General features: G+C 45.6%; 21 protein-coding genes and 1 riboswitch. Of the genes, 10 read left to right on the plus strand and 11 right to left on the minus strand.

What is annotated here, in order from left to right; translation table 11 throughout:
• Positions 1–4: 4 nt before the first annotated feature.
• From ACPD8L_RS05265 to ACPD8L_RS05285, 5 genes are all read right to left on the minus strand, one after another.
• Positions 5–820 carry a mechanosensitive ion channel family protein gene (locus tag ACPD8L_RS05265; protein ID WP_116217953.1) on the minus strand — a complete coding sequence of 272 codons (816 nt, stop codon included), beginning with the start codon at positions 818–820 and terminating at the stop codon, positions 5–7.
• Between the two features lie 138 nt (positions 821–958).
• A complete protein-coding gene (locus tag ACPD8L_RS05270; RefSeq protein WP_152130843.1) occupies positions 959–1,498 on the minus strand; it encodes a DUF4252 domain-containing protein in 540 nt (179 codons plus the stop codon).
• A 113-nt stretch (positions 1,499–1,611) separates the two neighbouring features.
• Positions 1,612–2,151 carry a DUF4252 domain-containing protein gene (locus ACPD8L_RS05275; RefSeq protein ID WP_116217955.1) on the minus strand — a complete coding sequence of 180 codons (540 nt, stop codon included), beginning with the start codon at positions 2,149–2,151 and terminating at the stop codon, positions 1,612–1,614.
• Between the two features lie 11 nt (positions 2,152–2,162).
• Complete coding sequence (locus tag ACPD8L_RS05280; protein ID WP_116217956.1) at positions 2,163–2,582, minus strand: hypothetical protein; 420 nt, start codon at positions 2,580–2,582, stop codon at positions 2,163–2,165.
• Positions 2,569–3,078 carry an RNA polymerase sigma factor gene (locus ACPD8L_RS05285; protein WP_293301144.1) on the minus strand — a complete coding sequence of 170 codons (510 nt, stop codon included), beginning with the start codon at positions 3,076–3,078 and terminating at the stop codon, positions 2,569–2,571. Before ACPD8L_RS05285 ends, ACPD8L_RS05280 begins: the two co-directional genes overlap by 14 nt.
• A gap of 210 nt (positions 3,079–3,288) precedes the next feature.
• Here ACPD8L_RS05285 and ACPD8L_RS05290 point away from each other — a divergent pair, with 210 nt between their 5' ends.
• Entirely contained in the window at positions 3,289–4,782 is a 1,494-nt protein-coding gene (locus tag ACPD8L_RS05290) for a S41 family peptidase (RefSeq protein WP_423942370.1), read from the plus strand.
• A gap of 28 nt (positions 4,783–4,810) precedes the next feature.
• On the opposite strand, the gene ACPD8L_RS05295 is transcribed toward ACPD8L_RS05290, so the two are convergent.
• Both ACPD8L_RS05295 and ACPD8L_RS05300 read right to left on the minus strand, forming a co-directional pair.
• Complete coding sequence (locus ACPD8L_RS05295; protein ID WP_423942372.1) at positions 4,811–5,746, minus strand: ABC transporter substrate-binding protein; 936 nt, start codon at positions 5,744–5,746, stop codon at positions 4,811–4,813.
• 17 nt (positions 5,747–5,763) lie between these two features.
• Positions 5,764–7,620: a TonB-dependent receptor plug domain-containing protein gene (locus tag ACPD8L_RS05300; protein WP_423942374.1), complete on the minus strand. Its 1,857-nt coding sequence runs from the start codon at positions 7,618–7,620 to the stop codon at positions 5,764–5,766.
• Positions 7,621–7,689: 69 nt separating this feature from the next.
• Positions 7,690–7,910, minus strand: a riboswitch (cobalamin riboswitch).
• Positions 7,911–7,964: 54 nt separating this feature from the next.
• On the opposite strand from ACPD8L_RS05300, the gene ACPD8L_RS05305 reads away from it, so the two are divergent.
• The 6 genes from ACPD8L_RS05305 to ACPD8L_RS05330 are packed head-to-tail and all read left to right on the plus strand — an operon-like array spanning position 7,965 to position 13,257.
• The gene (locus tag ACPD8L_RS05305) at positions 7,965–9,125 is read left to right on the plus strand and encodes an ABC transporter substrate-binding protein (protein WP_423942376.1); all 1,161 of its coding nucleotides are present in this window, start codon (positions 7,965–7,967) and stop codon (positions 9,123–9,125) included.
• Positions 9,126–10,157, plus strand: coding sequence for a FecCD family ABC transporter permease (locus ACPD8L_RS05310; protein WP_421809620.1), 1,032 nt, complete (start codon positions 9,126–9,128; stop codon positions 10,155–10,157).
• Positions 10,157–10,936, plus strand: coding sequence for an ABC transporter ATP-binding protein (locus tag ACPD8L_RS05315; RefSeq protein WP_423942378.1), 780 nt, complete (start codon positions 10,157–10,159; stop codon positions 10,934–10,936). Before ACPD8L_RS05310 ends, ACPD8L_RS05315 begins: the two co-directional genes overlap by 1 nt.
• A 60-nt stretch (positions 10,937–10,996) precedes the next feature.
• A complete protein-coding gene (locus ACPD8L_RS05320; RefSeq protein WP_293301157.1) occupies positions 10,997–12,343 on the plus strand; it encodes a DNA recombination protein RmuC in 1,347 nt (448 codons plus the stop codon).
• A 3-nt stretch (positions 12,344–12,346) separates the two neighbouring features.
• Complete coding sequence (locus ACPD8L_RS05325) at positions 12,347–12,715, plus strand: 6-phosphogluconate dehydrogenase (protein WP_116217965.1); 369 nt, start codon at positions 12,347–12,349, stop codon at positions 12,713–12,715.
• Positions 12,712–13,257: an acyl-CoA thioesterase gene (locus ACPD8L_RS05330; RefSeq protein ID WP_116217966.1), complete on the plus strand. Its 546-nt coding sequence runs from the start codon at positions 12,712–12,714 to the stop codon at positions 13,255–13,257. The genes ACPD8L_RS05325 and ACPD8L_RS05330 overlap by 4 nt, the downstream gene beginning before the upstream one ends.
• Here the strand turns inward: ACPD8L_RS05330 and pgl are convergent.
• Both pgl and zwf read right to left on the minus strand, forming a co-directional pair.
• Positions 13,241–13,960, minus strand: coding sequence for a 6-phosphogluconolactonase (pgl, locus tag ACPD8L_RS05335; RefSeq protein WP_423942380.1), 720 nt, complete (start codon positions 13,958–13,960; stop codon positions 13,241–13,243). The genes ACPD8L_RS05330 and pgl overlap by 17 nt on opposite strands.
• A 101-nt stretch (positions 13,961–14,061) precedes the next feature.
• On the minus strand, positions 14,062–15,594 hold the full coding sequence (zwf, locus tag ACPD8L_RS05340) for a glucose-6-phosphate dehydrogenase (RefSeq protein WP_423942381.1): 1,533 nt from the start codon (positions 15,592–15,594) through the stop codon (positions 14,062–14,064).
• A 167-nt stretch (positions 15,595–15,761) separates the two neighbouring features.
• Between zwf and gndA the strand changes: the two genes are divergently transcribed.
• Genes gndA through ACPD8L_RS05355 form a run of 3 tightly spaced genes read left to right on the plus strand, consistent with a single transcriptional unit; the run spans position 15,762 to position 20,207 of the window.
• Complete coding sequence (gene gndA, locus ACPD8L_RS05345; RefSeq protein WP_423942383.1) at positions 15,762–17,171, plus strand: NADP-dependent phosphogluconate dehydrogenase; 1,410 nt, start codon at positions 15,762–15,764, stop codon at positions 17,169–17,171.
• A 30-nt stretch (positions 17,172–17,201) separates the two neighbouring features.
• A complete protein-coding gene (locus ACPD8L_RS05350; protein WP_423942385.1) occupies positions 17,202–18,122 on the plus strand; it encodes a mechanosensitive ion channel family protein in 921 nt (306 codons plus the stop codon).
• 51 nt (positions 18,123–18,173) lie between these two features.
• On the plus strand, positions 18,174–20,207 hold the full coding sequence (locus ACPD8L_RS05355) for a S9 family peptidase (protein ID WP_423942387.1): 2,034 nt from the start codon (positions 18,174–18,176) through the stop codon (positions 20,205–20,207).
• 654 nt (positions 20,208–20,861) lie between these two features.
• On the opposite strand, the gene ACPD8L_RS05360 is transcribed toward ACPD8L_RS05355, so the two are convergent.
• Complete coding sequence (locus ACPD8L_RS05360; RefSeq protein ID WP_423942389.1) at positions 20,862–22,292, minus strand: TolC family protein; 1,431 nt, start codon at positions 22,290–22,292, stop codon at positions 20,862–20,864.
• A complete protein-coding gene (locus tag ACPD8L_RS05365; RefSeq protein ID WP_423942391.1) occupies positions 22,279–25,548 on the minus strand; it encodes an efflux RND transporter permease subunit in 3,270 nt (1,089 codons plus the stop codon). The genes ACPD8L_RS05360 and ACPD8L_RS05365 overlap by 14 nt, the downstream gene beginning before the upstream one ends.
• Positions 25,549–25,561: the final 13 nt, after the last annotated feature.

Consider the following 25,561-nt stretch of genomic DNA (forward strand, 5'->3'; position numbering starts at 1 on the left):
TTGATTATCCCTCCTTGTGGATTTCCACTTGGTGCGGGTATGGAATTTCAATTCCAGCGGCATCCAGGGCCAATTTGCAGTTTTCATAGGTGGCAAAGTACACATCCCAGTAGTCCTCGGGCTTACAGAAAGGCCGCACGGCAAAGTTCACGGAGCTATCGGCCAGTTCCAATACGTTTACGGAAGGGGCCGGGTCTTCCAAAACCTTGGGGTTCGTGGTGAGGACTTTTAGCAGCACCTCTTTGGTTTTTTTGATGTCCTCTCCATAGCCCACCCCGATTACGGTATCTACCCGCATTTTGCCTTCGGCGGTGTAATTGATGATGTTTCCATTGGCCATGGCCCCATTGGGGATAATGGCCAGTTTGTTCTGTGGAGTCACCAGTTTGGTGGTGAAGATTTCGATGCCCTTTACCACACCCAACACGCCTTGGGCCTCTATAAGGTCGCCAATACGATAGGGCTTAAAGATCATGAGCAATACCCCACCGGCAAAATTGGAAAGGGAACCTTGCAAGGCCAGACCCACGGCCAAACCGGCCGCCGCTATTACCGCAGCGAAGGTGGTAACGTCCACACCCAATCTTGAAATGACTATGATGATCAAAAATACCTTGAGGCCCCATGACACCAAATCCAACAGAAATCGTTGTAAGGACTCATCGTATTTACTTTTGGACATGACCTTTCTGGCGGTCTTTACAATCTTTTTGATGATCCACGCGCCTATGACGTAGATAAGGATAGCGGTGAGGAGCTTGGGTCCAAACTCCTTGGCCAATTCCAGGCCGTAGTTCATCCATTCTTCTGCTTTTTCCATAGTGTAGTTGATTTGTTAGTGTTCCTATTATGAGACACTAAGATAGAAAAGAAGGTCACAAAACCCCGAGAATTTGGCAGATATCAATAAAAAAGGGCAACTAAAGTTGCCCCTTGATTGTGTTGTGCCCGAATATGGTTATCCTTTCAAAAATTCGCCGATCTCTCCCAATCCCTCTCCTTTATAGTCCGATTTTTGGATGGCCTGCATGAGTTGTATGATGTGGGCCGGATTCATATCCTTGCCCAAAACGCGAACCAGGGCAAAGCCCTTGTCATCACTATCCCCGTAGATGATCACTTCATCAATGGCATCTTCCTCACCCAAATATTTCACTACACCTTTACCGTATTTGGAGTTGATCTTCATGAGTTCCACAAAGTCACCGTTTTTTAGGATCTCCCGCACCTTGTTCCGCTCCACTTCAAATTCCGCAGCATTGCCCGAATTCTTTTTGAACGCCAACAAGTTGAACTTACGCAGGGATTCCACTGCCTCTTTCTGGGTAGGGGTCAAATCCACTGCATCCATTTTAAGGATGCTTGCCGGGACATCCACAACAATAAAATTGGGGTTCTCCGAATTGTGCACGTAGTATTCCTGTAAACTCTGGCGTGAGGAGCAAGAAGCCAAAAGGGCCACTCCCATTACCAAAATGCCTTTTACTATATTTTTCATCTGTACGTTTTTTGATTGATTTATTTTTTAATAGAATCAGCTGACAGTGATTGGTTGATGAAACTTGCATTTTGTTACACCATGGCCCCATCACTGCCAACCGAATACATTCCCTACTCTTGCTTGCCCGCCTTGTTCAACTCTTTGGGGAGGTTCATTTTTTTGGTCAGGGAATTGATCTTGTTCAAATCAATGTCACCCGTCAAAGAAAGTAGTACGGTCTCTATCTTTCTGCCATCGGCCTCTACTTCGTTCAGATCGGTGACCAACATCAGCAGTTCGCTTACATGGTCATCATCCCTTCCCTGTTTAATGTAAAACTTCACATTGGCATCCTTGTCCTTCACGCGCATAAGCTCTTCCATCTGGGAAGATTTCAGGTAACTGCTCACGGACGACCTCATATCGTCCCCTATCTTTTTGTTTTCCGTGGTAAAGACTTTTAGACTTTTAAGGCTGCTGGCGATATCCATAAAATCCTGGGCCTCTGGGTCGTTCACTTCCACATCGATTTTTGCCAATAGGTTGAACATGCTCTTGTTCACCACCACGGAGGTGACTTCATCCAAGTCTTCGAACTTATCGAACAAGGATTGTGAAAACCCCGACAATGGGAGAGCTGCGATCAAAATGATTAAAATATTCCTTCTCATGTTTTTCGTTTTTAATTGTTGTTGTAAATTTTTTGTTTTGCTTCCTCGAACTCTTTTAGGTAGGCCACTTTCTCCGTTCCCCGGCCAAAATTCTCCGCCAAGAGTTCAAAAGCCTTTTTGGTTTCTTGGTATGCGTACTCCGCTTTTTTTCTTTCCTGGTACTCATTACCCAAGTAAATGCCAAAGGTCAAAACTGCGACCGCTGCAACGGAAATCCATTTGTATAGATTACTTCTGGTTTTTAATGGAACCTGCTTGGTAAACCGTTCTTCCTTGGCGTTGGAAAAGTAATTGAACATGGATTTGTACTGCTCAAGGTGCGCTGGAACGCTTTCTTGTGCGAAATACTCCCTAAGTTGCTCTTCCTCGGCCACCGTTGTGCTGGCCTCAAAGTACTTTTCCAATAATTTTTCTATGTTATCCAATGCCATAGCTGTGTTTTTTTATCAATTCTTGTCGTACTGTCTTTCTTGCTCTGGACAATGCCACCCGTACGGCGGTGGGCTTCATGTCCATCAACTCACATATCTCCTCAAATTCGTATTGCTCCACATCGCGTAATTGCAATACCATTTTTTGTTGTTCGGGCAGTTCCTGCATAATCCGTTCCATCCATTGCACACTGTCCTCGGCTTCCAACTGGCGTTGCAACGAAGTGTTTTCATCACTATAGTTGCTGTGCACCAATTTTAGGTTTCCGGCCTGCTTGGATTTCAATCGGTCCAAACAAAAGTTCTTGGTCATGGTCATGGCAAAGGCCTCAACGTTCTTATACTGTCCCATTGACTCATTCTTTGACCATAGTTTCATCAGGATTTCCTGTGTGGCGTCCTCTGCTTCCTCCCGCGATACCAAAAGGCGCTTGGCCAGTCGGTACAGCTTGTCCTTAAAGGGCATCACCACATTTAAAAACTCTGATTGCTTCATTGGTTTGTCTTAGTTGTTTTCGGCCCCTCTATATTGGCCTACATTATCACGACGACGCATATCGAAATTTGTTACAAAAAATTTGTATTCTGCTTTTATGTACCTATTTTGTACAGCAAATTTGTAAGAAATTATAAAATTTATCGCCTTACTTACCAACCTCATCACATATTTGGAACAAAAATTGAGGAATCCAATAAAAATTCAGCTATGAAAAAATATCTTCTTCCACTATTGGGGTTAGTGCTCTTCTTTACAGCCTGCAACAATGATGATGACCAGATCAAGAATGGGGAAACCCCTACCATGAACCAGGGATCGTCCGCCATTGCACAAAATTTTATGTGGCAAGCCATGAACCTTTGGTATTTTTGGCAAGGTGATGTGCCCGATCTTGCCGATGATAGGTTCTCCACCAATAACGAATACACCTCGTTTTTGGAAGCTACCCCCAATCCCAGTGATTTTTACTACGATGTTCTCCTTTTTAACGATGACCGTTTCAGCTTTTTGAACGATGATTATACCGAATTGGTCAGCAACCTTTCCGGAGTTTCCAAAAGCAACGGACTGGAATTCAATCTTAAATATTTTCAAGATGGGTTCAATGTCTTCGGGTATGTCATTTACATTGTGCCCGATTCTGATGCCTCGACCAAAACCATTCAAAGGGGAGATATCTTTACCCGCGTGGATGGTCAACAATTGACCGAAGACAACTACATCAGCCTTCTTTTTGGAAACAACGATACCTATACGTTGGGTATGGCCGACATTGTTGGGGGTGAAATTGTGGACAATGATACTGAAGTGACCTTGACCAAGATTGAAAACCAAGTGGAAAACCCCATTTTGGTGGCCGAGACCTTGGATATAAACGGCACCAAAATCGCTTATCTGATGTACAATCGGTTCTTGAGCAATTTTAACGAAGAACTCAATGCCGCCTTTGGAAAGTTCAAGACGGATGGGGCCACCGAGCTTGTGCTCGATATGCGTTACAACCCAGGGGGCTCGGTAAACACATCCCGTCTTCTGGCCAGTATGATCTATGGCACCAATACCAACGAACTCTATATTAGACAACGCTGGAATGATAAAATACAAAGCCAATTAAGCACTGCACAGTTAGAGGATTATTTTACCAACTCTACCGGGGCAAGTGCCATAAACTCACTTAATTTAAGCCAAGTGTATGTACTGGCCACGGACGATTCCGCCTCAGCCAGTGAATTGGTCATGAATGGTCTGGCCCCTTATGTCGATGTCATCCATATTGGTGAAACGACACGGGGGAAAAATGAATTTTCCATAACCCTGGTCGACGATCCGGAAAATGCATTCATTTATGATGAGGACCGTGAAGGCAACATCAACTCCAAAAATAGCTGGGGTATACAGCCCTTGGTAGGAAGAAATGAAAACGCCGATGGGTTTTCAGATTACACTTCTGGACTTGTCCCTAATATTCCCCTTGAAGAAGATTTGGCCAACCTTGGGGTTCTTGGAGACCCTAATGAGCCACTTTTGGCCCGTGCCATAGAGGAAATCACCGGAGTGTCGGCCAAGAAAAGTTTTTCGGTCCAGATACCTGCAAAAGGGTTTATTAGTTCCAGGGTTTTGACCCCAGTACGAGATAATATGTATCTGGACAAGCCGTTGGACGTAAACCTAACGTTGAGCAAGAACCAATATCTACAATAAAAAAAGCGGCCTAGGCCGCTTTTCTTTTTTACTCTACTGCTTGAAGATTTAGTTTTCGACATTTACTCCTTAAGTTTTCCGGTATTTCCAGTGCCTCAGGATGGAAAAGTCCTGCCAGCACTTCTATTCCGTTCACCAAGGTATTGGCCGATGATTGCGTGAACATATCGTAGTCCGCAATAAAAACCTTTCCTTCCTTGACCGCCTTGATGCCATCCCATCCCGGCCGCTGCATTAAAAGATGGATTTCCTCCATGGTTCGGTCAATCCCAAAACCACAGGGAGCAATGACCAAAACCTCTGGGTCGTATTGTGTGATTTTTGACCAAGAGGTGACCACACTATCCCCAGACGGGTTCGAAAGCATATCCACACCTCCCGCATAGGCAATCTGATGGGGAATCCAATGACCGCAGTTGAATATGGGCTGAATCCACTCCATGAGCATGACCCGCTTGGGCAGTGCCTTGGCCGCACGCAATTGGTCGGTCACAGACTCCATACGCTTGTGAAGTCCTTCCAAATACCTATAGGCCACTTCTTCCCGGTCCAAAGCCTTCGCAATGGTAATGGCCGATTCAAAAACATCTTCCAAGGATTCAGGGCTAATGGATATCAACTCAGGTTGCTTTTTCAGATTGGCCACGGCAGTCGATGTACAAGCGGTATCAATCTGGCAAACATCGCACATATCCTGGGTGAAAATAATATCTGGGGCCATTTGCTCCAAAAGCTTTTCATCCACATAGTACAATTGCTTCCCTTGGTGCTTACTGGCCGAGAAAAGGGAATCGATTTCCTGACTGGACAAATTCTTACCTTCAAGAATACAGCGTACCACAGGTTTCTTTTCCCTCAAGGCCTGTTCGGGACATTCAAAGGTGATTCCCATCAAATGTCCATCGAGCCCCATATCATAAAGCATTTGGGTAACGGCCGGCAAAAAGGAACAGACTTTCAGCATAGGATTGCAACGGGTGTTTATAGGTTCAAATTCAACCCAAAGGCCACATTCCTACCACGAGTGGTAAAGCCGATGACTTCAGTATATTCTTCGTTCAATAGGTTATAACCGTTAACAAAGACCTTCAACCTGTTGGGCAACAATTGATGCTCCACATACAGATTCACCAAGGAAAATGCCTCCAAGGGTTCATCCGTAAAAGTCATGAAATTGGTGTCAAAACGTTCCCCAGTATAGGCGTAGCTCAAGGAAAGGTTAGTGGTTTCACAAACTTGGTAGCCCAATGCCAAATTCACCTTGTGCTTGGGAATTCGAATGGCATTGTCCCCTTTTCGTTCCGTAAAAGTATAGTTCGCATTGATGTCCAAAACATCAAAAGGGTTCCAAGACAGCTCCACTTCCACCCCATTGGCATCGATTTCATCAGAAATGTTGATGCTGGTAAAGTTCTGGTCATACCCGATGGCATTCTTTTCATTTCGATTGAAATACAGGGCACTCAAACGCAATCCATCATTGACTTTATACTCCACACCTCCTTCAAGGGTTCTGTTCTCCTCGGGTTCCAAGTCCGGATTGGACCCAAAATCCCCGAACAATTGGGTCAAACTTGGGGTAATGTACGATGTGGCATACGACCCGAACAGCTTTACATACCCATTGGCGGATGAAAAAACGTAGGAAGGGTTAAGATTGTACACAAAATGACTGCCATACTCGGAGTGATTGTTCCAACGTCCACCCACATTCAAATTCAATCCAAAATCAGAAACATAGACCACATTGGCATAGGGATCAACAATATTGAAATCCGTATCATTGGAAAACGTCGCCTCATCCTTGAGATAATTTACGCCCAAAATGGTATGCCATTTATCGTGGATCACATATTTGTTGTAAAAATCAAGTACCAGATTCTTTCCGTCCGAAATACTCTCCCCATAGGTGCTTTTGGAATCCGTTTCGTAATCCGTATATGCTGCGTTCAGGTGCAACGATCCCTTCCCATATGCAAAAGATGAGGTGACTCCGGCCCTCTTCTGGTCCACTCTGGAACGGTTAGGGGCCTCCATGAAATCGGCATCAAATTCATTCGAATATCGGGTCTGGTTTCCATATACGGACAATCGAAAGTTCTCAGAAAATTGATAGCCCAATTTAACGTTGGTGCTGAAATGGGAAAAATTGTCCTCTTCATTTTCCGGGGTCACCGCAGCGGAAAGCCCTTTGGAACTACGGTTGGAGAAATCCACCACATAATCGAACTTGTCCAAGGTCCCGTTCAAGGAAACCGCATTGCTGAGGTTGCCCAAATTGTAGTTCTGGTCATCAGCCGTCTGATTGCTTCCCATCGTGGTTTGAAAGTTCCCTGCCAATTTCTCTTTGGAGCTTTTCTTGGTGGTGATGTTGATCACAGCCGTAGCGGCATTGGTCCCGTAGAGGGTACTCGCCGCTCCTTTGATGATCTCAATACTTTCAATGTTTGCCGTGGAAAGCAATCGCAAATCGTATTCTTGGCTAAAGGATGATGGATCGGAAACCCTGACCCCGTCAATGATGACCAAAACCTGTCTTCCTCGACCTCCACGGGCAAAAACGCCCAAAACATCGCCGTCACGTCCACGGCTTCCCGTAATCTCGATCCCACTCTTGGTGTTGATGATCTGGGCCACGGTCTGGCCTTGTTTTCGTTCTAATTCCTCTGCAGTGATCTTGATCACCGTTTTTCCTGAATTCTCACGCTTCAGTTCAAATTTGGAATCGCTCACTACAACCTCATCCAATTGTTGCACGTGGGCCGAATCTTGTTGTTGGGCACAAAGTCCCTTGCCTGCCAAAAGGGCGGCACATAACCATAAATGATTTTTCTTCATTTCGTTTAAATCAATAAACGGGAGCGTAGTATGGTGTTCATACGCAAACTTTTATCCCGAAAGTTTAACATTGTTTGTTTGAATTTGGCAGGTCTCCTGACTTGTCTTATGTAGTTTAACCTTCCCATCCAACGGACAGTGGTTTTGAAGAAACAACATCCCTTTTCACAAGGGTGCCAAAACAAGTTTGGCATAAACTTACAGTTGCGGGAACAGTTCCGGATTTTCACCGGATTCCCTTTTAATCACACGTCAACAACAACGTGTAAACCAAAATTCAACGCGAAAGTAATCAATCTGTTTAATCTTTTTTGGCAAAAGTTAATTAATCTTACTTTTGGTCCATGGCAAAAAAACAGTTATCCAGACTCCTCATTGGAATCGCTTCCTTGCTCTTGGTTTTGGGCTGCGGAGAAAAAAAGAAGGCACCAGTCATCGACCTAGTAACTGCGGAGGAATCCCAAATCCAATATGCTACGGGCTTTACGGTCCAACACAATGGCCAGTTTACCGAAATTGAAGTCACAGCGGCTTGGCCTGGTACTGAAAAAAGCTTCAAGTATGCCTTGGTACCCAGGGAGAAATTAGCGGCCATTACCTTGCCTAGCGACGCCTATGATGCCATTGTGGCGATACCGGTTGAGCGCATGGTAATCACTTCAACTACTCATATTCCTTCCTTGGAAGCCTTGGGTGTACTCGAATCCGTAGTCGGGTTTCCCAATACCGATTTGATTTCATCTACTGCCACCCGGCAGCGAATCGACCAAGGCCTGATCAAAGAATTGGGTACCAATGAGAATATCAATACCGAGGTGGTGCTGGAGCTCAACCCCGAACTGGTCATGGGATTTGGCATCAATGATACCAACAAGGCCTATGACATCATCAAACGGTCGGGGATTCCTGTGGTCTATAATGGGGATTGGGTGGAACAGACCCCATTGGGAAAAGCGGAATGGATCAAATTCTTTGCCCCTTTCTTTCAGAAAGAAATGGAAGCCGACAGCATTTTTAACGATATTGAAAAGTCCTATCAAGAGGCCAAACTGTTGGCCAAAAATGCCAAAGAACGTCCTACCGTACTTACTGGGGGTCTCTACAAGGATGTGTGGTACGTTTCCGGTGGAAAAAGTTGGATGGCCCAATTTTTAGAAGATGCCAATACTGATTATATCTGGGCCGATACCGAAGAGACCGGGGGAATCGGTTTAAGTTTGGAAGCCGTCCTGGAAAAAGCACAACAAGTGGATTATTGGTTGAATCCGTCCCTTCACGGAACATATGAAGAATTGGAACAAGCCAACATCCATTACCTCCAATTTTCGGCATTTTCCAATAAGAAGGTATATTCCAATGCCATCAGGAAGGGAGCCACGGGTGGATTGGTTTTTTATGAATTGGCGCCCCAACGCCCCGATTTGGTGTTGAAAGACCTTATTTCCATCTTGCATCCGGGACTATTGCCTAGTTATGAACCCCATTTTTACAGGCCTTTGCAGTAGATGTCGCACCCAAGATCATATCGCCTTTCCTTTGTGCTGATTTCGGTCGCACTCTGCCTTGCAGTGGTATTGAACATCAGTTCGGGTTCCGTTTCCATTCCCTTTTCGGCAACCCTCTCCGGGCTTTTGGGCAAACCCTTGGAAGTGCCCTCATGGGAATACATTCTTTGGGACTATCGGGTTCCCAAGGCGCTCACGGCACTTTTGGTAGGCGGTGGACTTTCCCTGAGCGGACTCTTGATGCAGACCCTGTTCCGAAATCCACTGGCAGGACCCTTTGTCTTGGGCATTAGCTCCGGCGCCAGTCTGGGAGCTGCACTGCTTTTAATGGGGGCTTCTTTTGTTTCAAGCTTTGCTTCCCTGTCTTTTGTGGGTGATGTTTCCTTGGCCATTGCTGCCAGTCTAGGTAGTTTTTTGGTACTGGCCGTAGTGCTCATTGTTGCACAACGTATTCGTGACACCATGGCCCTATTGATCATCGGGTTGATGTTTGGCAGTATCACCTCGGCATTGGTCAGCGTACTGGCCTATTTTACCAGCGCGGAAAGTTTACAGCGCTTCATATTTTGGTCTTTTGGTAGCGTGGGCAATTTGAGTTCCCAACAATTGTCCTTGTTGGCGGGGATTGTGATTTTAGGTGTCTTGCTCTGTGTGCTCTCCATCAAGGCGCTGAATGCCTTCCTTTTGGGGGAACATTATGCCCAAAGTCTTGGGGTTTCCCTGAAAAAATCAAGGTTGGTCATCATCGCCGCCGCGGGTTTGTTGGCCGGTGGCATAACCGCATTTGCCGGACCCATTGTCTTCATCGGATTGGCGGTGCCCCATCTTACCCGACAGATATTCGACACCATGGAGCATCGCATTTTGGTGCCTGCCGTGTTCCTTTATGGGGCCATCTTGATGCTGCTCTGTGATACCTTGGCCCAATTGCCCAACTCGGTGAACGTATTGCCCATTAATGCCATTACCTCATTGGTAGGGGCACCTGTGGTGATTTGGTTGTTGGTACGAAAACGTAAAATGATATTCTGATGGAAAACGTTGAAAAACATATCCTTTCCACCAAGGAACTGGCCATTGGCTATGGCTCAAAAGTTGTGGCAGAACATATCAATTTTTCTTTGGAAACGGGAACGCTGTGCGGTATTGTAGGAGCCAACGGAATCGGGAAATCCACCTTACTCCGAACCTTGGGTGGTTTTCAATCCAAACTAGGCGGCAACATTTACTTGAAGGGTAAAACATTGGAGAACCATTCCCCATCTGAAATGGCCCAAAAACTCAGTGTGGTCCTTACCGAACCCCCTGCCTCCAAAAATCTTACCGTACAGGAACTCATTGCCTTGGGAAGACAACCCTATACCAATTGGTTGGGAAGCCTTTCTTCAATGGACAAAGACCACATTGACCAAAGTATAAATGCTTTTTTACTCAACGATTTACGGAATGCCAAATGCCACGAACTGAGCGATGGTCAGTTGCAACGGGTTCTTATTGCCCGGGCCATGGCCCAAGACACTCCTTTGATTCTGTTGGATGAGCCCACCACCCATTTGGACCTCTACCACAAGGTTCAAATCTTGAAATTGTTACAGCAATTGGCCCATCAAAACCAAAAAACCATTCTCTTTACTACCCATGAGATTGATTTGGCCATTCAATTGTGCGATAAGACCTTGATTCTGGACGGCGTAAACAACCCGTTCGGGACACCATGCGAACTGATTGAGCAGCACCATTTTGAGCGCTTGTTTCCTTCGGAAATGATTCAGTTTGATGCCAAAACAGGTACATTCAAGGTGAATAAGTAAGTATGTTTTCCATTTCGGCATCCGTCGGAATCCGTTATCTTTATCCGAAGAAATCTTTTCATGAGCGCAGAACTTATCTATCTCATTATAGGAATCATTGCATTGGCCTTGGGGCTGTTTGGTGGTATGTACATCCAAAAGTTAAAGACCAAGTCCACCGAAAGTGTTTGGGGCGAACGGGAACAGCAACTCCATGCCTCCATCAAATCCTTAAATGACAAATTGTTGTTGGGTGATGAGGAACGGAAACAGTTACAATCCGAAAAGGAACAGCAAAGCAACCAGTTGGTGCGTTATCAGGCCGATTTGGAAAACCTTCAACTCAAAAACAGGGAACAAAAGGAAGAGGTTGAAAAACTACAGGAAAAGTTCACCAAAGAGTTTGAGGTCCTTGCCAACAAAATTCTGGAAGAAAAAAGTGAAAAGTTCACCAAGAGCAATAAAGAGAACATCGAGAACATCCTCACTCCTCTCAACAAAAAGATAAAGGAGTTTGAGGAAAAGGTGGAAAATTCGCAAAAGGAGAACATCAGCATACACTCTGCCCTCAAAGAACAGTTGCTCCACCTCCAAAACCAAAACCTTAAAATTACCCAAGAGGCCGAAAACCTGACCAAGGCATTGAAGGGGGATAGCAAAATGCAGGGAAACTGGGGAGAATTGGTATTGGAGCGGGTCTTGGAAAAGTCTGGTTTGGAGAAAGATAGGGAGTATAGTGTCCAGCAAAGCTTTACTCGTGATGATGGCAGTAGGGTCATGCCCGATGTCATCATCCACCTACCCGATGGTAAAAAAATGGTCGTGGATTCCAAGGTCTCATTGACCGATTACGAGCGGTATACCAATGCCGAGGAAGATGACAAGCCCAAATTCCTAAAAGACCATATCAACTCGCTGCGAAAGCACGTGGAACAGTTATCCGCCAAAAAATATGAGGACCTCTATGAAATGGAAAGTCCGGATTTTGTATTGATGTTCGTACCTATTGAGCCCGCCTTTGCCGTGGCCATAAACGAGGACGTTTCGCTTTACAACAAGGCCTTTGAACAAAACATTGTCATTGTGACCCCCTCTACATTGCTTGCCACACTGCGCACCATTGATACCATGTGGAGCAATGAGAAACAGCAAAAAAATGCCATTGAGATTGCCCGACAGGCCGGCGCCCTCTATGACAAGTTTGAAGGTTTTGTATCCGATTTGACCAAAGTGGGCAAGAAAATGGACGAAGCTAAAAGTGAGTACCGTGGCGCCATGAACAAGTTGGTGGATGGCCGTGGCAACATCATTACCAGTATTGAACGATTGAAAAAAATGGGGGCCAAAGCCAAAAAATCCTTGCCTGAGCCTATTTTAAAGCGTGCCCACGAGGATGATTTTGAAGAAGACCCTAAACTAGAACTATAAGCCGTGAGAAAGTTTTTATTTATCGCCATTTCCGCCATAGTGTTGGGAATTGCAGCCTATTTTGCCTTTATCTACTACGTGCCCTTCAGTGAAGGCTATCGCTCTGGGGAACTCATCAAATTCAGTCGTAGGGGTGTTGTGGTAAAAACCTGGGAAGGACAAATCAGTCAGGGACTTTCGGGTACCAATGTATTTTCCTTTTCCGTGGAGGACAGCCAAACGGAGATCATTGAAAAAATGAAGGAATACCAAGGCCAGTACATCAAAGTGACCTACAAGGAACGCTACGCCACCTTCTTTTGGCTGGGCGATACCAAATATTTTATCACCGAAGTGGAAACGGAAAAGTCACCGCTATTCAGAAATCAATGAAAAAATTTAAGTCGTCCAAAGAAAGTAGGGTCTCCATTACCGAACTGATGCTTCCCTCCCATTCCAATTTTGGGGGCAAGGTGCATGGTGGGCACATTCTTAACCTTATGGACCAGATTGCTTTTGCCTGTGCCTCCAAGCATTCGCAAAGCTATTGTGTGACCGCCTCCGTGAACCGGGTAGATTTTTTAAATCCCATTGAAGTAGGTGAATTGGTCACGCTGAAGGCCTCTATCAACTACACCGGAAAAACCTCCATGGTGGTCGGGGTCCGGGTGGAATCCGAAAATGTGACCACCGGTGAGGTAAAACACTGCAACTCTTCCTATTTCACCATGGTATCCAAAGGCACTAACGGAAAAAACAAAGCGGTTCCCGGGTTGATTTTAAAAAGCAAGCAGGACATCCGTCGATTCGCCCGAAGTAAGGAACGGAAGCAATCCGCCTATAATCGCGACAGCAAATACGAATCCAACAACTTTAAGGTAAACGAGTTTTTGGAGTTTTTGGAAGGGGAAAATGTGACTATGGATTTGGACTAAGCCCAGCGGCAGCATCCTCATCCAAAAACCAAACCAGATTGCCTGATGAAGGGTCAACAAGGGTAGCTGGATATACTTCAGAATCTTCAGTCTTTTCCACAACTGCCTTTACTTTTTCTGCCTTGGAGGCTCCGGTGACCAAAAAAGCGACTTCTTTGGCCATATTGATGACCTTTCCATTAATGGAAACCCTTTTTTGACCTGAATCGGGATGGGTGGCCACTACGCAATGGTCCTCGGCGTTCCAAAGCTCAATCTCATGGGGGAAAATGGAAGCCGTATGTCCGTCATCGCCCATACCCAGAATGACCAAATCAAACTGGGGAATGCCTTCTATCCTATCCAAATTGATTTCCAACAGGTTGGCATAGCGCATGGCTTCACCACTGGGGTCATTTTCTCCCAATACACGATGGATATTGGCTTCGGGCACCTCAATTTTTGAAAATAGATGCTCCACGGTCATTTTGTAGTTGCTGTCATCATCGGTAGGAGGAACGCAGCGTTCATCCCCCCAATAAAAATGAATCTTGCTCCAATCAATTTCATCCGAAAATTTTTCAGCCAGTACATCAAATACAATTTTGGGCGTGCTCCCCCCGGAAAGGGCCACATGGAACTCCCCCAAACTGGCCTTCTCCTTAAAATAGGTTGAAAACTGCTCCGCTACTTCTTGTTTGTCACTATATACTTTTAATTCCATCAACATCTAATTTCATTTGTTCTTGACTAAACTGGTTCTCGACTGCGCTCGAACTGACAATTGCTCATTGTTCATTGTTCATTGTTCATTGTTCATTGTTATTAGCAAATCACACAATATCCGGGGTCATCGGCGAGATTTTCCCCTGGGTTCCGCCAAAAACCAAAACCATTCATAAGGTTATCGGCATTTTCAGGACCCCATACCCCCGCAGCATATCCGTACATGCGCACATCCTTGCCATTCTTCCAATAATCCAGAATTGGGTCCACAAATTCCCAAGCGGCTTCCACCTCATCAGCACGGGCATAAAGTGTGGCATCTCCCTGCATGGCATCCAATAAAAGTCGTTCATAAGCTTCCATGACATAGGTTTCAGCTAAACTGGAGTAATAAAAATCCAAATTGGCACGCTCCACCTTGAAACCCTGTCCCGGGACCTTAACCCCAAATTTGATCAAAATACCTTCATCCGGTTGTATTCGGATAATCAGTTTATTGTCCTTGCTTTGCATACCCGAATCCTTGAAAATCTGGTGGTGCGGTGCCTTAAAGTGGATCACGACCTCGGTGACCTTGGTAGGCATCCGCTTTGCGGTACGCACATAAAACGGCACCCCGTGCCAGCGCCAGTTGTCCGCATAAAACTTAATGGCCGCATAGGTTTCGGTAGTGGAATTGGGGTCTACCCCCTCCTCTTCTCGATATCCCTTCACCTTTTCCCCGTTGATTTCGGAAGCTACATATTGCGCACGGATCGTATTGTCGAACAAAGTTTGCTCATCCTTCATGATACGAAGTGATTTCAGCGCTTTCACTTTCTCGTTACGAATTTCCTCAGGTTGGTCCCCAATGGGTGGCTCCATCACCACCAAGGATACAATCTGCAACAAATGGTTCTGGAACATATCGCGTAGCGCCCCGGATTTGTCATAATACCCTCCTCTTTTCTCCACTCCCACGCTTTCGGCATTGGTAATCTCCACATGGTCGATATAGTTTCGGTTCCACAATGGCTCAAAAATGCTGTTGGAAAAACGGGTCACCAATAGGTTCTGTACCGTTTCCTTTCCCAGATAATGGTCTATCCGGTATATCTGGGGTTCCGTAAAATATTTGTGAAGTCCTTTATTGAGCTGCCTTGCGGTTTCCAGACTATATCCAAAAGGCTTTTCCACGATCAAACGCTTCCAGCCGTTGTTTTGGGTATTCATGCCCGCTTCGGACAAATTTTGGGCAATAGTCTCATACAATGTAGGAGGAGTGGAAAGGTAATACATGATATTCCCAGAGGTATCATGATCGGCCTTCAGGCTTTCAACCCGTTTGCGAAGCGGCGCATAATCCGTATCGTAATCCTTCCCCAAATCCATATAAAAAAGCTTATCGGCGAAGCCTTTCACCTCACTTTCACCCAGCTTTTGTAATTTCTCCTTCAGATAGGGGCTTTTATACACCACCCTATCCCGAAATGCCTCATCCGTAAGGTCACTTCTACTGGCTCCCAATACCACAAAATTGGGCGGGAGCTGCTTGGCCAAATAGAGATTAAAGAGGCCTGGAATCAATTTTCTTGCGGTCAAATCGCCAGATGCCCCAAAAATCACGAGCATTTGGTTTTCGGTCTTTTTCATACGATAGTTGATATTGGCTGAGTAATTTCTTCGGATGATCGCACACGTCATCCAATGAAGTCCTTTTATATTTGAGCATAACGAATATAAGGTTTATTTTAGGTTCTGATTTCAACAAATAGCTTACTTTAAATTGTCTTAACATAAGAAGCTGAAAACGAAGCACAATGACAGATACGTATGATTTTGGCCTAGTAGGCCTGGGAGTAATGGGACGCAATTTTATCTTGAATGTGGCCGATAATGGCTTTACCGCCTTCGGGAACGATTTGGATACCGAAAAAGTGAATGCACTGATCCAAGAAGGTGGCGATACCTCAAAAGTGAACGCTACTACTGAGGTAAAAACCTTTGTACAAGCCCTTACCACCCCTAGAAAAATCATGCTCTTGGTCCCTGCCGGAAAGGTAGTGGACATAGTTATTGAGAGCTTATTGCCCCATTTGGACCAAGGCGATATCATCATTGATGGTGGGAATTCTTTTTTTACGGATACGGACCGACGCGAGGCCTATTTAAAGGAAAAAGGCATCAACTTTTTTGGGGCCGGGGTTTCCGGTGGTGCCAAGGGGGCCAGAAAAGGTCCCAGCATCATGCCAGGGGGTTCCCGCGAGGCCTACCAACATGTAAAACCCATTTTTGAAGCGGTTTCTGCCAAGTATAAAGGTGAACCCTGTGTAGCGTATTTGGGGCCTAAGTCGGCCGGAAACTATGTAAAAATGGTGCACAACGGTATTGAATATGGGTTGATGCAGCTTACGTCAGAAATTTACGACTTGCTCAAAAAAGCGGGGGGACTTTCCAATGCGGAACTCCACAAAACCTATTCTGAATGGAACCAAGGGCGATTACAGTCCTTTTTGGTGGAAATCACCTCAGAAATCTTCGAGCAAAAGGATGATTTGGGAGATGGTGACCTCGTGGATATGATTTTGGACAAGGCCAAACAAAAGGGAACCGGAAAATGGACTTCCCAAAATGCCATGGACTTGGGCATTCCCATCCCCACCATTGATGTGGCGGTGAGCATGCGGGAAATCTCAGCTCTAAAGGACGAACGGGTCAAAGCGGATGCACTGTACAACCACCCAACACCTAAAGGTGTTGACAAAAACGACTTTACCTCCAAAGCGGAACAGGCGTTGTATTTTGCCTTTATCATTACTTATGCCCAAGGCATGCACCAATTGGCAGATGCCTCCAAAGAGTACGGTTACGAACTGGAACTGGGGGAAATTGCCAAAATATGGCGTGCTGGATGCATCATCAGAGCCGCCCTTTTGGCAGATATTACCGAAGCCTATCGAGCGGATAAAGACTTGCAAAACCTATTGCTCTCCCCTTCTTTTGTGAAAAAAGTGCAGGGAACGGTTGATGCAGCCCGTGAACTGGTGGCCTATGGTGCGGCCAATGGTATTCCCCTACCCGGGTTGTCCAATGCCCTTACCTACTTTGATGCCTATACCAGCAGTCGTTTACCGCTGAACCTCATTCAGGCGCAGCGCGATTATTTTGGTTCCCACACTTATGAGCGGGTAGACCGAGAAGGAATTTTCCATACCGAATGGGAGGAATAGCTCCCATAACGTATGACATCTAAATAACCTATGGACCTCATATCAAACATTCAACAATGGCTTACCGACCATCCGGTATCAACTGCCATTATCAAGTATTTGGTTTGGGTCGTTTTGGTTTTTCTGCTTGTCAAATGGGTACGACAATTGGTCAAGAAAAACCTTCCTGACAATTCCCTGAAATACAAAGCCCAAAAGGCCATAGAGGTCATCGGATATTTTCTGATCATCCTAATCACCATTTCCTATTTTACGGGAAACATCAATGATTTTGGTCTTGCCATTGGGTTGCTCACGGCGGGCATCACCATCACCCTGCAAGAATTGATCCTGAGCATTGCCGGTTCCTTCTATATCTTTTTTGTACGGGTCTACAAACCGGGCGACAGAATCGAATTGAACGGCATAAAGGGAGATGTCATCGATATAGACAGCATTTACACCACCATGATGGAAATCGGGGAATGGGTGTCCAGCGATAATTACAGTGGACGGATTGTCAAAATCAGCAATGCCTTTGTGTTTAAGGGTCCCGTTTATAATTACTCCCTCGATTTCCCCTTTGTTTGGGATGAGTTCGACCTTCCGATTCGATATGGCTCGGATATGGAATTGGCCAAACAAATTGTAATTTCCGTAGCCCAGGAAAAATTATCGGAATATGTGAAAAATTCCATTGCAGGCTGGAAAGATGTCGTTAACAAATACTACATTGAAGATGCCCAAGTAGATCCCACGCTGGCCATCACCATGACCGATAACTGGATTCAGTTCAATTTGAGATACATTGTGGACTACAAAAAACGGCGGATGACCAAACATCTTCTCAATGAAGAGATTGGCAGAAGGATTTTAGCGACTGGCGGTAAAGTGACCTTGGCATCCTCAACATTTGAAATCGTGAGAATCCCAACGTTGGAAGTCAATCAGGATAAAAGCATTCAAAAATAAAATCAAGCTTTGGGCCAGCGCCCAAAACACTAATCAACTAATCGCAATACCATGAAAAAACTGCTCAGCACTTTCATTCTCTTGGTCGCTTATATCCCTTTGGGATATACCCAAGTACAGTCCAACTTGGAATTGTTGGATATCTTCAACATGGAGTACGTTTCGGACCCGCAGATTTCCCCTGATGGCTCCAAAATTATCTATGTACGGAATTTTAAGGACGTCATGACCGACAGAAACCTATCCAATCTTTGGATCGTGAATTTCGATGGTTCCAACAACCGTCCGTTGACCACGGGAAACCATAATGATTTTGCGCCCAAATGGTCCCATGACGGCACAAAAATCGTCTTCAAATCCAATATGGCCGATGAAAAGATGAAGCTCTACCTCATGTGGTTGGACACCAAGGAAACCATGGCCTTGACCAATACGCCACAAGCTCCGGGGCAGGTTTCTTGGTCGCACAACGACCGGTATGTGGCCTTCAACATGTTTGTGCCCAAGGAAAATAAATCCATTATTAAGATGCCAGCCAAACCCGAAGGCGCCAAATGGAACGACCCACCCAAATACATTGACCAAATGAACTATCGCGGGGATGGCCAAGGATATATAAAAGGTGGAAACATGCAATTGTTCACCCTACCCATTTCCGGGGGAACGCCCAAGCAGCTCACTTTTACCGATTTTGACCACGGAGGTCCTATTTGGTCCAAGAATGATACACATCTCTATTTCAGTGCCAATTTTCACAAGGATGAAGAGTTTGAGGCCTTGGATAGCGAAATTTACCAAATCAGTGTAGGCATCGGTGAAACCAAAGCCCTCACCGACCGTAATGGTCCTGATGGCAATCCCGTGCTTTCCCCTGACGGTTCCAAAATTGCTTATTTGGGTTTTGATGACCGTCTTCAAGGCTACCAATTGACCGATCTCTATGTAATGAATGCGGATGGAAGCAATGCCCAATTAATTTCCGGGAACTTTGACAGGGATGTGGAAGATATGGTCTGGAACAGCAAGGGAGATGGGCTCTATGTTGCCTACACCGATAAGGGATTGGGGAAACTGGCCTCTATGACCCTATCCGGAAAGGTGACCGATATAGTGGAAGGTCTCGGAGGATTGTCCTTGGGCAGACCTTACAATGCAGCCAGCTTTTCCGGTTCTTCCAACAACAAATTCGCCTATACCTTGGGTACAACGGACCATCCTTCAGATTTGGCGGTTGTGGATGCCAAAGGGAACAGCAAACGCTTGACCGCGCTCAATGATGATCTCTTTTCGTTCAAAAATTTGGGCAAGGTGGAAGAGATGTGGTGGGAGTCCTCCTATGACCAACGCAAAATACAGGGCTGGGTGGTAACGCCTCCCAATTTTGACCCTTCCAAAAAATATCCTATGATCCTGGAAATCCATGGAGGTCCCTTCACCAGCTACGGTTTTGTGTATTCTGCGGAAATCCAAGCCTATGCAGCGGCTGGTTATGTGGTGCTCTATACCAACCCTAGGGGAAGTACCAGCTATGGGGAGGAATTTGGCAACCTTATCCATCATGACTATCCCAACCATGATTATGACGACCTCATGTCTGGCGTGGATGCTTTGTTGGCCAAAGGTTTTGTGGACCAAGACAACCTTTTTGTCACCGGAGGTAGTGGCGGCGGGGTACTCACAGCTTGGATCGTGGGTAAAACAGACCGTTTTAAGGCGGCCGTAGTGGCCAAACCGGTTATCAATTGGTATAGTTTTGTCCTTTATGCCGATGGCGTACAGTTCTTCTCCAAATATTGGTTCGGAAAAAAACCGTGGGAAGATCCTGAAAACTATATGAGACGTTCTCCCCTCACCTATGTGGGCAATGTAACCACACCAACCATGCTCATGACGGGTGAAGAGGATTACCGAACCCCGATTGCGGAATCCGAGCAGTTTTATGCCGCTTTGAAATTACAGAATGTGGAAACTGCGATGGTGCGAATTCCTGGAGCTTCACACGGAATAGCCAACAAGCCTAGTAACTTGATCGCTAAAATAGCCAGTGTGTTGGCTTGGTTTGAGAAGTATAAGGATAAAGAATAATCTTTTTTGTTCGTTTAATTAACAGGTTCTATAATTTGAAAAAGGTTCAATATAGCTTAAACTGCGATCTAAAGATAAGCCCTAACAGCTTCGTTAGAGTTGCTGATGAGTTGGAAATATCTTTACCATGTATTAATTGTCAAAGAAACCGTAGAACAATCCTATTTAAAGGTATAAACCAAAAAGGGGTCTGCACACCCAAAAGTAAGTGTAGAGGTTTCCCTGGCAGCATAGTTCTAAGGGAAGTCATAAAGGATACAAATAGCATAAAAATCAATTATTTAATTGAATTTGATTACCACCCTTTTATCGATTTAAAGTATAATATAGAATCAAATTTCAAGTCTAGTTGGGCTAGAGTATATTTCACTTTAAAATGTTCTCAATGTCTAGAAGAAAATATAGTCAGTACACAACAGAATCTCCATAGACCCACAAATAAATATTGTAAGTGCGGAAATATTTTATTCAAGGATAAAAAAGTACCCTTTAAATATAATTCCATTGAAATAAGCTAAGTATCTCAATATATAAAAGTGTTTTAGTATTAAAATTAAGGAATATTAAAACCCCCATTTACAAATGTAAATGGGGGTTCATTTTGAGAAACCAATAGCGCATTACGTAGGCACAACAACTATTGATTTGGGGTTTTTAATTCCAGCCTCCGCCCAAGGCACGATACATATGCACCTGGGCCAGCATCTGGTCCTTTTTGGTCTCTACCAGCTCCATCTTGGACTCCAAGGCTTCGCGCTGCGCCAACAATACCTCTATATATTCCACCCGTGCGGATTGGAAAAGGCGTGTGGACAACTCAATGGATTCCGTGAGGGCCTGTACTTGACCGTCTTTTAATTCATAGCTCTTTTTCAGATTGTCGATGTTGGACAACTGATTGGCCACTTCGATATAGGCATTCAAAATAGCCTTTTCGTATTCAAAAACCGCTTGCAACTGTCGGTCCGTGGCGTTTTTATACTCCGCTTTGATGGCATTTCGGTTGATCAAGGGAGCTACCATATCACCCATGACCGAATACAACACGGATTCTGGGGTGGTGGTAAGATATTTGGTATTGAACGCCTGCAATCCCAAGCCTGCCTTTATGGTAAACTGGGGATAAAAATTGGCCTTGGCAGCTTTGGTGTCCAACTTGGCAGCTGCCAACTCAAACTCCGCCCGACGTACATCAGGCCTATTCTGCAACAATTGTGATGGAATCCCGGCATAAATGCTATCAATAGTGGTATCGATAAAGTTGTCGGACTCCCTTTGAATGTGTTGCGGGGTACGTCCCAACAAGAAATTGAGCTTGTTCTCCGTTTCCACGATCTCTTGCTGAATCTCGTATTTATGGCTTTGGTTTTTCAACACCTCTGCCTGAAAACGACGGACTCCCAACTCGGTGGCCCTTGCCGCCTGCTTTTGGAGCTTAACCATTTTTAGGGCATTCTGCTGAATTTCGAGATTCTGCTGAATAATGGCCAATGCATTGTCCAACGCCATCAGCTCATAATATGAATCGGCAATTTCCGAAACCAACTGGGTTACCATAAAATTCTTGCCCTCCACACTGGACAGGTATTCAAAAACAGCCGCCTTTTTCTCATTGCGAAGCTTCTTCCACACATCCAGTTCCCAAGTGGCAAAGGCCCCAACCTTATAATCCGTCAACGGTTCAGGGAACTCCTCCCCTTCCTTGACCTCAAGGTTTTTCTCCACGGCGCCATTTCGGGTATATTCGCCCACTTTTTCCACTTCGGCTCCTGCCAAAAGGTTCACAAAGGGCAAATACTCCCCTTTTTTGGCCTGAATTCCGTTCTTGGCCATATCCACCTGTTGGAAAATGATGTTCAACTCTTGGTTGTTCACCAAGGCCGAATCGATTAAGGCCACCAGGTTGGGGTCCTTGAAAAACTCCTTCCATTGTACCGCTCCTGTATTCACGGTATCGGTCGATTGGCTTTGATATTGCTCGGGCACTGTCCTGTTTTCGTCCCGGATTTCACGAGTGGGCACACAGGCGTAAAAGGCCGCTGCTGCCAGCACAGCGACCCCGTATAATTTCCTATTCCGTATCATTGTCTCCATTTTTCTTGTTGTTACCATTTCTTGTGGCCATTTTTTTCAACAGCTTGTTGATTTCACGAAGTCTTGTTCTAATCTTGCTCTCTCCCTCACTGGTCCTGAACAATTCTTCAGAAATAGGCTCATGGTGTTCGTCCTTGATAAGACTCTTGCCTTCAGCCATTTTGGCAAAAAGGTAGTACAGTCCTGGAATCAACAATACGCCGAACAAGGTTCCAATGAGCATTCCACCCAATGCGGAACCACCAATGGTCCGGTTTCCAATGGCACCAGCCCCAGTGGCCACCACCAACGGAATCAAACCTGCGATAAAGGCAAAAGAAGTCATCAAAATGGGTCGGAATCGCTGTTTGGAACCTTCAATCGCCGCAGCAAGTATGGTAGCTCCCTGACGGTGCTTCTGCACAGCAAATTCCACAATCAATACCGCATTTTTACCCAACAGTCCCACCAGCATGATCATCCCGATCTGGGCATACACGTCATTGGACAGCCCCATGACCTTGAGCAAGAAGAATGAACCAAACACCCCAACAGGCAGCGATAGAATTACTGCCAGTGGCAATAGGAAACTTTCATACTGTGCAGCCAAAACCAAATACACGAATATCAATACCACAATAAAAATGTAGATGGATTCATTACCGCGCTGTGCCTCATCATAGGAGAGACCTTCCCAAGCAATATCGTACCCTCGGGGCAGGGTCTGCTCCGCCACTTCCTGGATGGCCTTGATGGCATCCCCACTGGTATACCCCGCTGCCGGTAATCCGCGAATGGCCGCAGAATTGTACAGGTTGTATCGGGTAATCTCGTTGGGACCCAGCTTTTTCTCCATGGTCATAAAAGCCGAGTAAGGAACCATCTCCCCTTCTTCATTCTTGACATAGAATTTCTCCAAATCCGAAGGCATGCCACGATACTCCGGCGCCGCTTGGGTATACACCTTGAAGAAACGTCCAAAACGGATAAAGCCTTGCTCATAGGTACTCCCGATCAGAATATTAAGGTTTTCCATCGCCTTACCAATGGAAACACCCTTTTGCATGGCCACTTTGTTATTGATCTTCAACTCGTACTGGGGATAGTTGGCCGCAAAGAAGGTAAACAAACCTGTCAACTCCTTGCGCTCCCGAAGGGATTCCATAAATGCATTGTTGATACGCTCAAACTCATGGTAATCCGTACCATTGGTCTTGTCCAACAATCGCATGGAGAATCCGCCGGAGGAACCAAAGCCTGGGACGGCGGGGGGCTCAAAGTATTCTATAACCGCCCCTAGGTCTTTGGTTTCTTCTTCCAGCTCTTCCATGATCTCGTGTACGGAATGTTCTCGTTGCGACCATGGTTTAAGGTTGATGAGACAGGTACCAGCATTGGAACCCCGACCTTCGGTCATGATCTCATATCCGGCCAAAGAGGATACGGATTCCACTCCTTCGGTCTCTTCACAGATTTTCATAAGCTTACGCGCCACCTCATTGGTACGCTCCAAAGTTGCCCCAGGAGGCGTTTGGATAATAGCGTAGATCATCCCTTGATCCTCATTGGGGATAAATCCTGCGGGCAATACCTGATTGGTAAGGAAAATACCGGCACAGAACGCCAATAAGGCCCCAAAAGTGACCACTCTTCGGTTTACGATCTTGGTCAAAAAGCCTACATATTTTCCCGTGAGTTTCTCAAACTTTCCATTGAACCAATCGATGAATCGGTTTACGGGTGATTTTCTTCTGGGCTGTCCATGGGTATTTTTCAACATCATGGCGCAGAGTACCGGGGTCAGTGTCAAGGCCACAATGGCTGAAATAACAATGGAACCTGCCATGGTAATGGAAAACTGCCGATAGAATACCCCTACCGGTCCGGTCATAAAGGAAATTGGGATAAATACCGAGGTCATTACCAAGGTAATGGCGATAATAGCGCCTCCAATTTCGCCCAACACTTCGTAGGAAGCTTTATAGGGAGTGAGGTTTTCCTCGTGCATTTTCACGTGCACCGCCTCCACCACCACAATGGCGTTGTCCACCACAATACCAATGGCCAATACCAGTGCGAACAGAGTGATCAGGTTGATGGACAGACCAAAAAGCTGCATCACAAAGAAAGCACCGATAAGGGAAACAGGTACCGCAATGATCGGTATCAATGTGGATCGCCAATCCCCCAAGAAGAGAAACACCACAATGGCCACCAGGATAAAGGCATCCCGAAGCGTATGGAGCACTTGGTCAATGGATGCATCCAAAAAGTTGGATACGTCGTAGCTGATCTTGTAATCGATGCCCGGAGGCATTTCAGCTTCGAGTTCATCCAGCTTTTCCTTAACGGATTTGATCACATCGCTACCGTTACTTCCAAAGGTTTGTTTCAATACAATGGACGCTGAAGGCTTTCCATCCAAGTTGGAATAGATATCGAAGAATTCACTCCCCAGTTCCACATTGGCCACATCACCCAACTTGAGCAACTCTCCTTCTTCATTGGCCTTAATGATGATATCTTCGTACTGCTCAGGTTCGCTGTACCGGTCTTGGTACACCAAAACATATTCCAAGGACTGGGCCTTTTTACCGGAACTTCTTCCCAAACGCCCGGGACGTGCCAAAATACTTTGGTCTTCCATGGCTTCGAGAACTTCCTCTGCTGAAATATTATACGCCCGCATACGGTCTGGCTTCAACCAAACCCGCATGGCATATTTACGGCTCCCCAAAATCTGCGCACTGGCAATCCCGTTGATCCGTTGGATCTCTGGAATCATCTTGGTGTAGGCATAGTTATAGAGGAACTTCTCATCGTTGTCCTTGCCATCACTGTACAGGTTCACATACATCAGCATACTGGGCTGTACCGGGGTGATGATGACTCCTTCACGTTGTACCAACTCGGGCAAGAGGGGCATTACCTGGTCTACCCGGGTCTTTACCCGTACCACAGCTTGGTTGGGGTCGGTGCCCGGTTCAAAGATCACACGCAGGGTACCCTCCCCCGCACTCGTAGCATCGGAAGCTATGTACCGCATTCCCTGTACCCCATTGATGGAGGTTTCCAAAGGAATCAAGGTCGATTTCACCAACACATCCGCACTTGACCCCGGATAGGCAATAAAGATATTTACCGTAGTTGGTGCAATCTGGGGAAACTGCGATATGGGCAATTGTTTTATGGCTAGTAGCCCCGTAAACACAATGATCACGGAGATCACTATGGCCAAAACGGGCCTATGAATAAATTTTTTGAACATCTTATTGAAAGAT

The organism is Flagellimonas algicida (assembly GCF_049629585.1).
In the GTDB taxonomy this organism is placed as follows: domain Bacteria; phylum Bacteroidota; class Bacteroidia; order Flavobacteriales; family Flavobacteriaceae; genus Flagellimonas.

What these genes read in the sequence shown, in the direction of transcription:
- ACPD8L_RS05265 (WP_116217953.1), bottom strand. Translation starts at nt 820, where the DNA reads ATGGAAAAAGCAGAAGAATGGATGAACTACGGCCTGGAATTGGCCAAG.
- ACPD8L_RS05270 (WP_152130843.1), bottom strand. Translation starts at nt 1,498, where the DNA reads ATGAAAAATATAGTAAAAGGCATTTTGGTAATGGGAGTGGCCCTTTTG.
- ACPD8L_RS05275 (WP_116217955.1), bottom strand. Translation starts at nt 2,151, where the DNA reads ATGAGAAGGAATATTTTAATCATTTTGATCGCAGCTCTCCCATTGTCG.
- ACPD8L_RS05280 (WP_116217956.1), bottom strand. Translation starts at nt 2,582, where the DNA reads ATGGCATTGGATAACATAGAAAAATTATTGGAAAAGTACTTTGAGGCC.
- ACPD8L_RS05285 (WP_293301144.1), bottom strand. Translation starts at nt 3,078, where the DNA reads ATGAAGCAATCAGAGTTTTTAAATGTGGTGATGCCCTTTAAGGACAAG.
- ACPD8L_RS05290 (WP_423942370.1), top strand. Translation starts at nt 3,289, where the DNA reads ATGAAAAAATATCTTCTTCCACTATTGGGGTTAGTGCTCTTCTTTACA.
- ACPD8L_RS05295 (WP_423942372.1), bottom strand. Translation starts at nt 5,746, where the DNA reads ATGCTGAAAGTCTGTTCCTTTTTGCCGGCCGTTACCCAAATGCTTTAT.
- ACPD8L_RS05300 (WP_423942374.1), bottom strand. Translation starts at nt 7,620, where the DNA reads ATGAAGAAAAATCATTTATGGTTATGTGCCGCCCTTTTGGCAGGCAAG.
- ACPD8L_RS05305 (WP_423942376.1), top strand. Translation starts at nt 7,965, where the DNA reads ATGGCAAAAAAACAGTTATCCAGACTCCTCATTGGAATCGCTTCCTTG.
- ACPD8L_RS05310 (WP_421809620.1), top strand. Translation starts at nt 9,126, where the DNA reads ATGTCGCACCCAAGATCATATCGCCTTTCCTTTGTGCTGATTTCGGTC.
- ACPD8L_RS05315 (WP_423942378.1), top strand. Translation starts at nt 10,157, where the DNA reads ATGGAAAACGTTGAAAAACATATCCTTTCCACCAAGGAACTGGCCATT.
- ACPD8L_RS05320 (WP_293301157.1), top strand. Translation starts at nt 10,997, where the DNA reads ATGAGCGCAGAACTTATCTATCTCATTATAGGAATCATTGCATTGGCC.
- ACPD8L_RS05330 (WP_116217966.1), top strand. Translation starts at nt 12,712, where the DNA reads ATGAAAAAATTTAAGTCGTCCAAAGAAAGTAGGGTCTCCATTACCGAA.
- pgl (WP_423942380.1), bottom strand. Translation starts at nt 13,960, where the DNA reads ATGGAATTAAAAGTATATAGTGACAAACAAGAAGTAGCGGAGCAGTTT.
- zwf (WP_423942381.1), bottom strand. Translation starts at nt 15,594, where the DNA reads ATGAAAAAGACCGAAAACCAAATGCTCGTGATTTTTGGGGCATCTGGC.
- gndA (WP_423942383.1), top strand. Translation starts at nt 15,762, where the DNA reads ATGACAGATACGTATGATTTTGGCCTAGTAGGCCTGGGAGTAATGGGA.
- ACPD8L_RS05350 (WP_423942385.1), top strand. Translation starts at nt 17,202, where the DNA reads ATGGACCTCATATCAAACATTCAACAATGGCTTACCGACCATCCGGTA.
- ACPD8L_RS05355 (WP_423942387.1), top strand. Translation starts at nt 18,174, where the DNA reads ATGAAAAAACTGCTCAGCACTTTCATTCTCTTGGTCGCTTATATCCCT.
- ACPD8L_RS05360 (WP_423942389.1), bottom strand. Translation starts at nt 22,292, where the DNA reads ATGATACGGAATAGGAAATTATACGGGGTCGCTGTGCTGGCAGCAGCG.
- ACPD8L_RS05365 (WP_423942391.1), bottom strand. Translation starts at nt 25,548, where the DNA reads ATGTTCAAAAAATTTATTCATAGGCCCGTTTTGGCCATAGTGATCTCC.